Below are 14,115 nucleotides of genomic sequence, written 5' to 3'. Positions count from 1 at the left end.
TTAATGTTTTTTAGTTTTATTTCCTTTTTTCTTTGAAGGCTTCCCTTTCTTTCGATCTTTGGTACCATCGTAATTTTTTGCCAATGACTTTTTCTTATTCCAGTCAATATTCTGATCGAAAAGTATAGGATATTCATTATAACCATGACCTTCAATTAGTGTTTCTTTCATTGCCTTAAGCTCAACAGCATAAATTAATTTCATCTCAGCTAAAACATTTGGATTCTTTTCTGCAACATTTTGCATTTCGAAAGCATCTTTTTTAAGATGAAACAATTCCTCAATAGGCTTCATTCCGTTGGATTCAGAATACCAATATACATATTTCCATTCTTTGGTTACAATTGCCATAGAATGTGCCTCCGCAACGCCCCAAAAATTGAACAAAGGCACAGATTTATGTATTTCTTTTTTAGGATTCTTTAAGAGTGGCACTAAACTTTTACCATCCATTTTATTTGATACAGACAAACCTGAAAAATCAATAATTGTTGCTGCCATGTCTACATTCGTGGTTAAGGCATCACTCACTTTACTATTGTATTTTTTTGGCAAACGTGGGTCATAAATAAGTAAAGGCGATTTAGATCCTTCTTCATAGGGCAAAACCTTACCTGCAAAACCATGTGCCCCACAATTGTAGCCATTATCAGAAGTGAAAATAATGATGGTGTTTTTTTCCAATCCTAGTTCTTTTAATCCTTCTAAAATCATTCCTACAGCAGCATCCACTCCCGAAATTAAGGCATAATAATCTTTAACCGTATTGTCATAATCCGTCATCCAATATCGGTATTGTAATGCCGCACGAGAAGTATGTGATTGCGCAGATAAATGTTCCCCGTTTTCAACACCATAATTTACTGGTTTTGTAAACTTAGTTCTACCTTTATAACGTTTTAAATCGATTGGATCAGGAGTTGTTGGTCTATGTGGTGCTTTAAAACTAACACTCATACAAAATGGCTTTCCTGTGGCTTTTGCATTTTTCATAAAATCTTTTGCCCATGCACCGTTTGCTCTTGTAGCGTGTGGATATTCCTTGGCATACTTTACCAGTTTTTTATTACTAGCTGTAATATAAGATGTTTGCCCAGGGCCTCCAGCAAATTCATCAAATTCCCTATCAAAAGCATCAAATTTTTGCCCTTCAATATTGAAGCCCGTTTTCCCTACAAACCCTGTATAATAACCTGCTTCTCTTAATTTATTTGTGTACGATTCTTGAAACAGCTCCTTCTCTAGGTCTCCATGTCCAAAGTTAGTTCCATGTCTGTACTCATATAAACCGGTCATCACACAAGCTCTACTTGCCATGCAAATAGAAGTAGTATTGTAATGATTGGTAAATCGCACCCCCATACCCGCAAGCTTGTCTAAGTTTGGCGTTATAATTTCTTTATTACCATAAGCGCCAAGCGTATGGATGGTTTGATCATCTGAAAAAAGAAAAATTATATTTGGTTTTTCTTGTGCATTGACTGAGGTCAGTTTTATCAGACAGCAAATAAGTAGTAGTCCTATTTTTTTCATGAATTCTAACTTTTTGTTTTTTACTATTTTTTTAATTCGCCAATCATTATTCAACCACCAATTCATCAATACATAAACCCGTCACATCTTTTGGAATCACTTTTATATAATTTGCTCCAGCATTTAAATTGATCTTTGTTTTAAAAACCTTCCATTCTGACCTGTATTTCTTGCTAGATTTTAAATCTACTTCTTGAATTTTATCATTAATTGAAACATACACTTTTTGAAAGGGGGTTGTTTTAGAAGATCCACTGTATTTTAATTTAAGTGTAAATTCACCATCACTACGGTCATTTTCATAATACCATTCAACAAAACCTGTATCGTTACTGTCTGGTCCAAATTCTAAAAATCCATTCCCGTTAAAATTTTTACCCGTCGCACTTACAACGCCAATTTTATATTTGGTTTCTTCTGCCTGATCTCCTCCCATTTCTGCAGGTTCTACTACAGTGTCCCAATAAAACCCTTCATTATCAGCAAATTTTTCTTCCATCACAAAAGCCTCTTCTTCATTTAACAACACCAAGGCTTTTACGATTGTTCCTTTTTTTATTTTGAATGGTTTTTGATATCGTTCAGACCTATTAGTTGGTCTTGTTCCATCGGTTGTATAAAATACGGAAACGGTATTATTGTACAAATCAGCACCTCTTAGGTTGATCCATTTCACATCAATACTCACTTTATTTGAAGTGATTAATTTTTTTTCGCCTAAAATAGAAGCGGCCAATAAATTAATAGATCCTTCTGCTTTTGTTGCTTCAATATAAGCTCTTGTCAGACCGAAAAAACCAATTCTGCTTTTTGCCTCAAAATACGTTTCCTTATCCAATGGACTTCCGTTATCCAAAGCACGAATTTTACCATTTCCGATCACTTTAAAATAAGTTCTATTTTCTCCATACGGATACAATTCATCTTTTGTATCAGTTGCTGTTACGCGTACTTGAACAATATCATTCTTTTTATTTAGCAATGGTTTTCCATCCACAGATAATCGAATTTTAGTTGGTGCATTTGCCGTGCGAATTATTTTTTGCGTTAACTCTACTCCATCTTTATAGCCTATCGCTTTTAATTCCCCTGGCTTCCAAGGAACCATCCAAGAACATTGCATTTCTTCATGATTGCTTTTTGGTTTTTGTTTCCCTAAAGATGTTCCGTCTAAAAACAATTCTACGGCATCACAATTTGAATATACCCATACTGGAATTTCAGTTCCTAATTTCATAGTTGGATGCGTCCAATGCGGTAAAATATGTACCATTGGCTTGGTAGTCCACTGACTTTGGTATAAATAAAATAAATCTTTTTCAAAATTTGCTAAATCAATGGCTCCACCAGAAAAGGATTTAAACGGCCAACCTCCATGGTATTTTACTTCACCTAGATAATCATAGCCTGTCCAACGAAATGAACCTGCAAAATTAGGTATATCTCTCAATTTTTGAATATTATGACGAACCGTTAAACCGATGATTGAATTGTCATAACTTGAACGTAAAGTTTGTCTAGCATTGGTACGTTTCGTACCATTGGTCCAATCATAGGTGAAAATTTCATTTTTGGTTAAATCAGGATATAAATACAATTCATTTTTCCCGTTTTTCCCTCGAACACCATCTCGATACCACATTTTTGTTCTATAAAAACTTCTTGTATGCCAGGTATGTACATTTTCTGTTCCAATAAAAGCTCTATCTTTTTCTAAGGTTTCAAAGAATCCTTTTTTCTCACTTCCACCATTTTCACCAAATACGTCCATATCATCAGGCCCAGCATGACCGGAAGTTACCAAACGAGAATTGTCATATTTATGACAGGTAGCGACTAATTTTTTTCCATAATCTCCTTTCGACTCATTTCCTACACTATAAATAACAACTGATGGGTGATTTCTATCTCTTTTCACCAAAGAAATTAAATCACGTTCCCACCAATCAGCAAAATCATGTGCCCCATAGTCGTGCTCCGCTTTTTTATGCCAACCATCAAAAAACTCATCCATTACCATCATACCCATCTCATCACACATCTCATAAAAACGAGGTGTTTGTGCATTGTGCGCGGTACGAATGGCATTTACGCCCATGTCTTTTAATTGCTGAATTCTAAATCGTAATATTTTATCAGGAACTGCTGCTCCTAAAGCACCCGCTGATTGATGATTGCAAATTCCTTGTAACTTTGTATTTACGCCATTCAACCACATACCCGTTTCTGGAACCCATTTAACATCTCTCACTCCAAAACGTGTAAGTACTTTATCTAATACAATTCCTCCTGAAACAATCTTCGTTTCTAAGTTGTATAAATACGGTGATTCCGGACTCCATAGGCTTGGATTTTTTAATACAATTTTTTGCTGTTCCGAAGCTTTCTTTTTACCTCCTTTGGAAACCGATAAATTAGCTTTCTGAGTCGCGATAATTTTTCCATTTGCATCAATCACTGAAGAAATCAAAGTTACTTTTGACTTTTTACTCGTTTTATTTAACACCTCTGTATCAACTAAAACAGTAGTGCCTTCTGTTCTTACAAAAACACCATCTTTCGGAATATGAATCTTATTTTTAACTTCTAAATAGGTATTTGCATAAATCCCACTTCCGGTATACCATCTTGCAGCCGACTGCAATGAATTGTCTACTTTAACAACAAAAGTGACTTTTTTAGCAGAATTTACAACGGAAGAAACGTCGTAAGAAAAAGAAACCCAACCATACGGTCTATGTCCTAATTTTATTCCATTTGCCCAAACTGTACTGTTCCTAAAAACACCATCAAAAGAAATGCTTACATTTTTATTTTTCCAATTTTCAGGTATTTCTATTGTCTTACGGTACCAGCCAATTCCGCCAGGAAGAAAACCACAAAACACACCCGATGGATTGTTCTTGTCATATACTCCTTCAATTGTCCAATCATGCGGTACATCTAAGACTCTCCAATTAGTATCATTAAATTTTTCTTTAGATGCATCCGCTTTTATATCCAAGGCGAATTTCCAATTCTCGTTAAAATTTAATTTTTCTTGCCCGTAAAACAACAACGAGTTTAAAATCAATAAATAAGTTATGTATAATTTCATTGTATTTAATTTATTGTACCTAAATCACTAAAATTAGGCTAAATGTTTAAACTTCGGATTTCAGTTCTCGTCGTAAATCACTAATCGATGCTTTCTCTTTTCCAATTCAAAACCTTCGCATTGTTATGCGACACTTCAGGCTCATCGGTATTTGCAGGTGCCCAATTTGGAATTCCTTTTGCTGCTTTCTGATCGGTATATAATTTTTCAAATGGCGCTTGAGGGTCTGTCCAAACATTATTTTGATTGATCATATATGGAATCATGGTTTTGTACCATTTAAAATGAGATTTTGTCAATGCATCTACCACAAACGGATATTCTGAAGCCACATCCTTTTGTTCATAAGGATCGTTCTTTAAGTCGTACAATTCCTTCCCTACCAATCTCCAACGATCTGTTCTTACAGACCACAATTTATCTGCAGAAGCTTCTGGTTTTTTGGCAATATTTCCTCTTTGGGTTTGAATAATTCTTGGTTTCCATTCACTATCAGGATTTTCTAACAAAGGCAACAAACTTCTCCCCTCTAATTCTTGAGTCACTTTAGAAATATCGGCTCCTGTTAGTTCACAAAACGTTTTGTACAAATCGACATGTGCTGTTAAAGCATCAATATCAACATTCTCTTTTATTTTCCCTTTCCAATACCAAAATGCGGGAACATGCACGCCACCTTCAAAGGGAGTCCCTTTTCCTGTTTTGTGTCCTTGCATAAAATTAGGGTCTGTACCTGGAGCTCCATTGTCTGAAGTAAAAATAACAATGGTATTGTCTAACATATCCCATTTTTCTAATTTTTCCATTAGCACCCCAAAATTGTCGTCAATGTTTTCAATCATGGCCAACCTAGGCTCTGCTTTTTTCATTCCACGTTTTATCATTCGGTCTAAATTCTCTTTTGGAGCAATTAAGGGGGAATGTGGAGCATTGGTAGAAATATAAGCGAAAAATGGTTTTTCGCTTTCCTTTTGTTCTTTCATCCAAGCCAAACCTGCATTAAAGAAAATATCGGTACAATACCCTTTGGTTTGCACAATTGTGTTGTTGTGTAACAAAACAGGGTCAAAATATTTTGCTTTTTTACCATCTCCTTGATTTGGAGGAAAATCGGCATAACTCGTAATTTTAACACCTCTTTCTCTTTGTCCAATTCCACCAGCTCCATGCATCAGCACTTCTGAAAACCCTCTATTTTGAGGTAAATATTCATTCAAATCTCCTAAATGCCATTTACCAAACAAACCTGTTTCATAGCCCTCTTTTTGCAATAACTGAGGAAACGTTGTGATGTCTAATGCCATGCGTTCACACTCAGCATGTGTTGCGGTAACTGCAACTCTAAACTCATGTGCTCCACTCATCAATGCAGCTCTAGAAGGTGCGCAATTGGGACTCATATAAAAATTAGAAAAACGTGCTGATTTCTCAGCAAACTTATCTAAAAAAGGTGTTTTTACGACAGGGTGCCCTAAGGAACCTAAAACCAACCCTTGATCATCGGTCATGACTAAAACGATGTTGGGTTTTGTGTTTTTTAATGCTTGCGCATGCATAGTAGATAGCTTAAAAAACAATGCTGTCAATGTCAATGCATATATAATAGTTGTCTTCATTTTATTTTTTATTAATTCTTAGAAATTGTTGTTTCAAAAGTGATTGGTTTTTCTTTTCTTGATAAAATTTTAAGGACTACAGGATACTCCTTGTCTTTTACGAATGTTTTATTCAATTGGAAAGTTACTTCCGCTTTTCCATAAGGCTTAATTTCAGGAACAAGCACACTTGTTAACTCTTTTACAACTCCATTTTCAGCAGGACTGTTAATTGTTAAAAATGTTTTTTTAGAAGCTACTTGTCCATCATTTTCTACAACTACTGTAAATTCCCCATTTTTATACTCTGGTTTTCTTGCTGATAAAATTGGAGCTATATACTCTAACCAAGGCAAACGTGCATAACCAAACAACAAAGCTCCTTTTTTGGTTTTCCCTAACATTTTAGGAGCAAATACATCGTCACTAATGCAGTGATCTTTAGCAGTAAAAACAACAATTAAATCTTTCCCATCTTTTTCACTTTTGATCGCTTTAGCCCCTCTACCATAATTTACTTCTGATGAAGCTCCAAAACGTAGAGAACTTAGATCTACCTCTTTTATGGGATCGAAATTTTTCTCTGCTTTAATTCTAACTTTAATTTCTTTGGTTTTATATTCAATAGGAGTTTTGTTTTCTATGGTCAATAACATCCCCGGATTTAGTGGCAAACTTATATTTTTTGAACTGTGCTTGTCGTTTGGTAAGTCTTGATGTTTGTCATAATCAATCACCGCAAAATTGGCTTGAATAGCTCTACCATATTCATCTTGAAACATACGAATACGCTCGTATTTATACCAATCTTCTTTTTTTCCATCTTTATGAACAGCAACTCCCGGAGCATAAGCTCTACCTTCTTCAATCACCCAATTAACACCATCTTTAGAGCGCATATAAAATGCAGTACGGCCAATCCAATCGTTTACAATGGCATTGTACTGAATATGATCTTTCCAAATTACAGGGTCTTCATACCTACCAGACACCATAGGATAAATTGATTTTGTAGTAATTAAATGATAAGGACTTGTCCCTGTTTTACTCACCCAAATAGAGCCTTGGCGACTTAACATTAATACAGAACCATCCTCTCTTTTTGTAAAAGACAAATTATGAAACCAATTTCCACCTCCTATACGTGTAGGTCTGTCACGAGTATCTAATGGCAATACTTTTCTTTCCCAAGGTCCGTTTAAATTGTCTGAGATTAAATAATTACAATGTTTATCTACTTCATGTCCTGTTACATGATAGATCATATAACGCCCATCCTTCAATTGTATAATTTCTGTATTATGACCTTCACCCAATTCTTCTTTTACCTTAAAAGGCCCAACGCTATTATCACCAACGGCGTGATACATGGTAGAATAGGTTTTGTAACCCATATGACCGTCTGGATTTTTTTCAGGCCATCCACATAAAAAAAAGTGAAATTTCCCATCGTCTCCTTTTAGGATATTTCCTCCCCAATAAGAAGTAATACCATCTTCAATACCATTATCTATATACCTAGGAAGAACTGCTTTATCTCCCCAAACATTTTTAGCTAATTTTCCATCGGGCATGGGTAAAATTCTATCCATAAAATTACCACCTTCAACTAATTTTTCCCATTCAGCAGGAAGTGGCCTATACGAAATTTGAGCAAAAGCTCCATTGAGACAAAGTAAGCTTGTTAAGAGTATAAAAATTTTATTTTTCATTTTTCTGATTGATTTTTGTTACTTATTTAGATTCCAGCTTCCGCTAGTAATTGTTTTTTTAATGTGGCTACCATTTCTGGATATTTCTTAGAAAGTTCTTTTTCTTCGCGGTAATCATCGGGTAAAAAATAGAGCTGAAATATGTCTTTTTTCAAATAATAGCGTAATTTCCATCCATCCTTAGTTACTAAGGCCGGACCTAATTTTGAATTAAAAACGGTATAGGGTCTTTCTTCTGCTTTTCCACCAAATAAAGTTTTTGCATAGGATTTTCCATCCTTATTTTCTACTTCATTTTGCCCTGTAATTTCAGCAAGTGTATTTAAAAAATCGTAGTTAGAAACTCGTTGTTCTGAAACCGCACCTGCTTCAATGTTTCCTTTCCAAAACCAAAACAAAGGAATACGAACACCACCTTCCCAATTCGATCTTTTTAAACCAGACATTCCATCATTTCCATCAAACACATCGTTACTTAATTCGCTTAAAAAGCGTGTTTTTATATTGTTGTATTTTTTATTTGTTACCAAATCTACATCCTTATTCGTTCTGCCTGCTTCTTGCGCATATACTTCATGACCATTATCTGAGGTGAAAACAATAATGGTATTTTCTAATAAATGTAAAGAATCTAACTGAGCAACAATTCGTCCAACATCGGTGTCTAACATTTTAACCATAGAGGCATATTCTTTTTCAAATTCCGTCAAACGATCGTCGTATTTAAAATCGGGATGCACTTCTGGAATCGCAATGGGTCCGTGAGGTAATTGGGTTGGAAAATACATGAAAAATGGTTTTTCTTCTTCAGATTCCTTATACGTATTTAAGTAACCTAATAATTTTTCCATGATAATGTCTTCAGAATAAAAAGCTTTTCCTTTCATATTCCAACGTTCTTTATAAGCTTCAGGAGTTTCTTCATTATTTGTCTTTGCACAATCGATATGTGTATTTCCTGGGATGTCAATTTTATTCCCATTTTCAAACAAAAAAGGAGGGTAAAAACCATGACATCTTTGATGATCGTAATAGCCAAAATGATAATCCCAACCATGACGCTCCATTCTTTCAGGAGTCGTTGCAAAGCCCCATTCTAATTTCCCAAACTCTGCGGTTGTATAGCCTGCCTTTTGAGCAACCTCTCCTAAAAACACTTCGTCTTTTTTAGCCGGCATTGCCATGGTATGAATGGAATCTTTTATTTGCTGAAAGGTCATACCTTGGTCTAAATTTGTATAGATACCTCCTTTGGTAATGTTCCATTGATTTTTACGAACATCGTGCATTCCTGTCAACAGACTTGCACGGGCTGGTGCACAATAATGACAGCCATACGCATTGCTAAATTGCATGCCATCTTTTGCCAATTTATCAATGTGGGGTGTTTTAATAATTTTTTGTCCATAAGTCCCTAACAAACCTCTCCCTAAATCATCGGCATAAATTAAGATGACATTCGGTTTTTTTGATTTTTTTTTCAAGCTACAACCCGCAAAACTAAAAGTCATTACTAGAATACATAAAATTGCTAAATATTTCATACGATAAATTTAAAGGTCTAACTAGCGACGAACAATTGGTACTCAATAGAATCATTTTGTTTGTTACGCTGTTGCTAAATTAGTTTCAAACAAGCTAGAGAACGTCTCCATTGGTAGATTAAATGTTCACTAGAGTTCAAAATCACCATTAAAATGCCTGTTTTTAGCAAAAATTTCGAAAATTTAAAAAAATAGGCTTAGGACTATATTCCCCTAGTGCTAAAAATAAAAAAGCCGCCCATCCGCGACTCTTATTCATTATCTAACAATAAAAAAACAAAGTTCTATAAGAAAACATCACTTTTCCTCTACAGCTAAAGACTATATCCCCCTATCTTTTAAAAAAAATAAAACAGATTTCTGAAGAATATATGGGTGCTCAACTATTCCTTTTCACCTTGAATATGTTCTGCATATTTGCTTGGACTAACATGATATTTTTCTTTGAATTTGGTTGAAAAATGTGTTCTACTTTTAAAACCTGTCATTAAAAACACCTCAGTAACAGATAAATTATCTTGTGCCAAAAATTCACTTGCTCTTTTTAAACGATAATTAATAATTAATTCAAAAGGAGTTTGATTGGTTAGCGTATTTACCTTTAAATAAAAAGTAGATTTACTCAAGCACAAATCAGAAGCCAAATCCTTTAAATCGAAATTTTGGTTGTCCAAATTCTCATCTACAATGCTGTAAAATTTTTCTAAAAAGGCATTGTCATTTCTGCTATTCTTATTATCTCTGGTTAAGGGAATTCCAATTTGAAATCGCTCTCTCAATTGTTTTCTGTTGATTAGCAGCGCCTCAATTGTTGTAATTAACTGCTCTAAATTAAAAGGCTTTTTGATGTATGCATCGGCACCGTCACGGATTCCTTGTAAATGGTCTGTTAAATTCGTTAAAGCAGTTAGCAATACGATAGGTATATGACTTGTTTTTAAATCTGATTTAATTTGAATGCATAAATCCAATCCATTTAATTCAGGCATTTGAACATCACTAATAACCAAATCTGGCCATTCATTTTCAAAGGCCTCTATACATTCTTTCCCATTGGCAAAGCTTTTCACTTTGAAAAATTGAGCTAAAAAACGGGTAATATAATTTCGCATTTCATCATTGTCTTCGGCATAAAAAATCAAAGATTTGGCAAAATCACCAGAAGCCCGTATTGTTGACCAATCTTTCGTGTTTTCGATGTTTTTTACCGAAATTTCTTTTTCTTTTGGCAAAACAATTTGATCGATGAGCAACTTATCTCCTAGCTCTTGTTCTTTAACAATTGGTAGTTTTACAATAAATTTTGATCCTTTCCCTACTTCACTTTCTACATGAATATAGCCATAATGCATTTCCACAAGTCGTTTCGAAAAAGCCAATCCAATTCCAGAACCACCAATATGCTCATTTCCTTCTAAATGCGACTGATAAAACCGTTCAAAAACATGTTCTACATCAATGGCATCAATTCCTCGTCCAGTATCTTCAAAAGAAATGATCAAATCTTTGTCATCACTTTTATAAATAACCTTTATTTGATCACTGGCTTTGGTATATTTAAAGGCATTGTTCAGTAAATTATTAAATATTTTCTCTAGCTTATTTTTATCTGCAGAAACAATTATTGGTGTTTCTTCTCCAATAATACCCAGCTCTTTTTTATCGCTATAAGCAGCGTACATAAAATCGTTAACCACTTCATTGATAAAGGAATTAAATTCAAAACGCGTATACCTCATCTTTAACATATTGGCATCAGATCTTCTAAAATCTTGCACCTGTTCAATCAATTCATGAATTTTTTTAGATTGACGTAAAACCATGCTTAATTTTTCACCCAAATCTGGATTTCCGCTAAATCTGGAATACAAATTATTTATAGGACTAGAAATAAGTGTTAGGGGTGTTTTAATTTCATGTGAAATATTCGCGAAAAACCGCAATTTAGCCTCATTTATTTCTTTCTCATTATCTTTTTCTAATTGCTCAATTTCTATTTTATGATTTAACAAATGAATTTTTAAAAATATACGATTGATAAAATAACTTATTAAAATAATTAACACGAGGTACAAAGCAAAAGCCCAATAGGTTTTCCACAAAGGTGGGTGTATTACAATCTTTACTTTTTTAGCAGAACTCCACTCTCCAAGGGAGTTAGATACAGAAACTTGTAGTTCATATGTACCTGCCTGTAAACCACTGTAAGTAATGGTATTTTGATCGGAAGGTACCTCTACCCAATTTCTATTTATTGGTGCCAATTTATAGCGTAACAAATGATTTTCAGGATTGGAATAATGCAAACTAATGACATCTATAGAAAAAACATTTTCGTTGTAGTTTAAATCAATTTGCCCAACTTCACTAATTGATTTTGGAAGAACGACTCTGTTTTCAATGGTATCATTTACATGAATTAGTTTGTCAAATATTTTTAAATTTTCAAATTCTATTGCTGGAATTTCTTCTTTGTCGGATACATTTTTTGGATTGAAATAGCAAATACCACGTTGACCGGTAAATACCAAAGTTCCATTCTTTAATTTATTGGCACCATAATAAAAATCAACAAATGGCAAACCATCAGATTTTCCATATTTCGTAACTTTTAAACTTTTAGGATCTACTTTATTCAATCCTACATTCGTAGAAACCCATAAGTTGGAATCTTCATCAGACAAGATACTTTTCACTACATTATTTGACAAGCCATCTTCTTCTGTAAAGGATATAAATTTAGGTGATCCCTGACTGTTCTCTACTTTACACAAACCGCCGCCCTCAGTTCCCAGCCACAATTCATTATTTGGTAACCGTACCATAGAACTCACAAACAAACTAGACAATGAAAATTTATTTTTCCCCTTGGGGATAAACTGTTCAATTTCTAGACCTTCTACTTTTTTACTTGCTAAGTTTTTAATTCGAAATAATCCTTTATGATCCGTGGCAATCCAAATGAAATCGTAGATCGGATCTGGGTAAATAAAGCGAACCCCTGTGATTTTTTTATTCTTTAAAATCAAATTTTTGTGTAACGATTCTGTTCTAACAATCTCATCATTTTTATCAATACTTAACCGAAAAACATTGGAACGAGTACCTACCCATATTTTCCTGTTTTCACCTAACTCTTCAGAGATATAGCGTATTTTTTTTAAGCCTTCCTTTCTTTTTTTTGTTTCAAATAAAAATTTTTCTCGTTGAGCTGTTCCTTTTTTGGATCTAAAAAAACTGCTTTTTATATCATTTGCCCAATAATCTCCTTTTGAGTCTATAAACAAATAATCTATATTTTTCAATGAATTTGAAACAAACGCTTCATGTTTTAACTTCTTCAAATGGTAGGTTGAAATTCCATTAAAGCCCGCAGAAAAAGATATTTTATTTTCAGAAATTTGCTGAACATTGGAAATTTTATTTTCATTTCCGTCCATTTTAATCTTTACAAAAGGATTTTCGTTGGTATTAAATTTATAGACCCCCGCATTAAAGGTAGCGTACCAACAAGTGTTTTTTGAGGTGCAAATAACCTTACTTGACACCAATACATTTAAATTATCATCAAATTTTTCTATACTAAATTTCCCACCTTGCAAAAACGAATCCCGTTCTTTTATATATATAAGTCCCGCCCTATGTGTACCCAACCACAAACTCCCATTACTATCAATACTGCTACTTGTAAATTTATACTCGTGTAAATAGTGTTTGGTTTTTTCATAAGAAATCAACTCTTCAAACTGATTGTAACTAACCAAACTAATTCCTTTGTGTAAATTCACCAAAATTCTATTCGCATTCAGTGGAGTTAAGGAACTGGCATAGCTAATTTCTTTTTTCAAACGCTGCTTGAATTTTCTTGTCTTGATATTAAAATCGATCAATCCAATACTAGATGATAGCAAAACATGAGACTCATTTATTTTTATGGCATCTGTTATTTTAATTCCTGTTTCTTGAATATCATTGACGATTTTATATTCACCTAGGAATTGGTAATTTTCTGTAAACACCTGAATTCCTTTGTTTTCGGAAACACACAGCACTAATTTATCTCTTTCAGAAAAGATGATTTGTTTAACAATTCGCTGTCTGTAAAAATCGGGCATTGGTGCTTCAAACAGTGTTCTTAGCTTTGTGAATTTTTGAAGGGAGGTATTGTAAATTGTAATTCCTCTTTCTGTTCCAATCCAAATATTACCTGAACGATCTTCAGCCAAAGTACGTACTCGATTGCTATTTAATATTTCTTTAGTATTGGTGTTTTTATAAGTTTGTGTTTTATAGCCATCGTATCTATTAATTCCAGAAAAGGTACCAAACCACATAAAGCCTTTAGAATCTTCCAAAACCGAGGTGACGCCATTATGCGACAAACCTTCTAAAATAGATAAGTTCTTATGATTTTGAAATATATTTTCTTGTGCATTTAGCTGAACAAAAAACAAAAAAAGGAATACGAAGCGAACTATTTTCAACATGATTTAAGGGTAATAAAACTAAAAAAAAAGATAAATTTCAAACTTACTTATACAATCTCCTCTTTTAGTTGTCTGTTTATATATTCTTTTTGAAGATAATTTTTTTTTTCGAACGAAAACTTAAAAATTAGTTTCAATTTCTATTTT

The 14,115-nt window shown here is 33.7% G+C and carries 6 protein-coding genes; all 6 read right to left on the bottom strand.

Translation table 11 applies throughout. The features are described from left to right. The 6 genes from FGM02_RS12370 to FGM02_RS12345 all read right to left on the bottom strand — a co-directional run bounded on the left by FGM02_RS12370 (nucleotide 1) and on the right by FGM02_RS12345 (nucleotide 13,968). Complete coding sequence (locus FGM02_RS12370) at nucleotides 1–1,533, bottom strand: sulfatase family protein (protein ID WP_166461175.1); 1,533 nt, start codon at nucleotides 1,531–1,533, stop codon at nucleotides 1–3. Between the two features lie 46 nt (nucleotides 1,534–1,579). After that, complete coding sequence (locus FGM02_RS12365; RefSeq protein WP_139958689.1) at nucleotides 1,580–4,630, bottom strand: glycoside hydrolase family 2 TIM barrel-domain containing protein; 3,051 nt, start codon at nucleotides 4,628–4,630, stop codon at nucleotides 1,580–1,582. 80 nt (nucleotides 4,631–4,710) lie between these two features. Further along, the gene (locus tag FGM02_RS12360; protein ID WP_139958688.1) at nucleotides 4,711–6,246 is read right to left on the bottom strand and encodes an arylsulfatase; all 1,536 of its coding nucleotides are present in this window, start codon (nucleotides 6,244–6,246) and stop codon (nucleotides 4,711–4,713) included. An 11-nt stretch (nucleotides 6,247–6,257) separates the two neighbouring features. Beyond that, on the bottom strand, nucleotides 6,258–7,937 hold the full coding sequence (locus FGM02_RS12355; RefSeq protein WP_139958687.1) for a glycoside hydrolase family protein: 1,680 nt from the start codon (nucleotides 7,935–7,937) through the stop codon (nucleotides 6,258–6,260). Between the two features lie 26 nt (nucleotides 7,938–7,963). After that, nucleotides 7,964–9,481, bottom strand: coding sequence for a sulfatase-like hydrolase/transferase (locus FGM02_RS12350; RefSeq protein ID WP_139958686.1), 1,518 nt, complete (start codon nucleotides 9,479–9,481; stop codon nucleotides 7,964–7,966). Nucleotides 9,482–9,864: 383 nt separating this feature from the next. Next, nucleotides 9,865–13,968: a hybrid sensor histidine kinase/response regulator transcription factor gene (locus tag FGM02_RS12345; RefSeq protein WP_139958685.1), complete on the bottom strand. Its 4,104-nt coding sequence runs from the start codon at nucleotides 13,966–13,968 to the stop codon at nucleotides 9,865–9,867. Nucleotides 13,969–14,115: the final 147 nt, after the last annotated feature.

Origin of the sequence: Flavicella sediminum (assembly GCF_006381105.1) — a bacterium.
Lineage (GTDB): Bacteria > Bacteroidota > Bacteroidia > Flavobacteriales > Flavobacteriaceae > Flavicella > Flavicella sediminum.
Note: the sequence above shows the minus strand (reverse complement) of the source record. Positions and strands in the feature narration are given on the sequence as shown.

Coding starts and splice junctions, on each gene's coding strand:
- FGM02_RS12370 (WP_166461175.1), bottom strand. CDS start 1,533: ATGAAAAAAATAGGACTACTACTTATTTGCTGTCTGATAAAACTGACC.
- FGM02_RS12365 (WP_139958689.1), bottom strand. CDS start 4,630: ATGAAATTATACATAACTTATTTATTGATTTTAAACTCGTTGTTGTTT.
- FGM02_RS12360 (WP_139958688.1), bottom strand. CDS start 6,246: ATGAAGACAACTATTATATATGCATTGACATTGACAGCATTGTTTTTT.
- FGM02_RS12355 (WP_139958687.1), bottom strand. CDS start 7,937: ATGAAAAATAAAATTTTTATACTCTTAACAAGCTTACTTTGTCTCAAT.
- FGM02_RS12350 (WP_139958686.1), bottom strand. CDS start 9,481: ATGAAATATTTAGCAATTTTATGTATTCTAGTAATGACTTTTAGTTTT.
- FGM02_RS12345 (WP_139958685.1), bottom strand. CDS start 13,968: ATGTTGAAAATAGTTCGCTTCGTATTCCTTTTTTTGTTTTTTGTTCAG.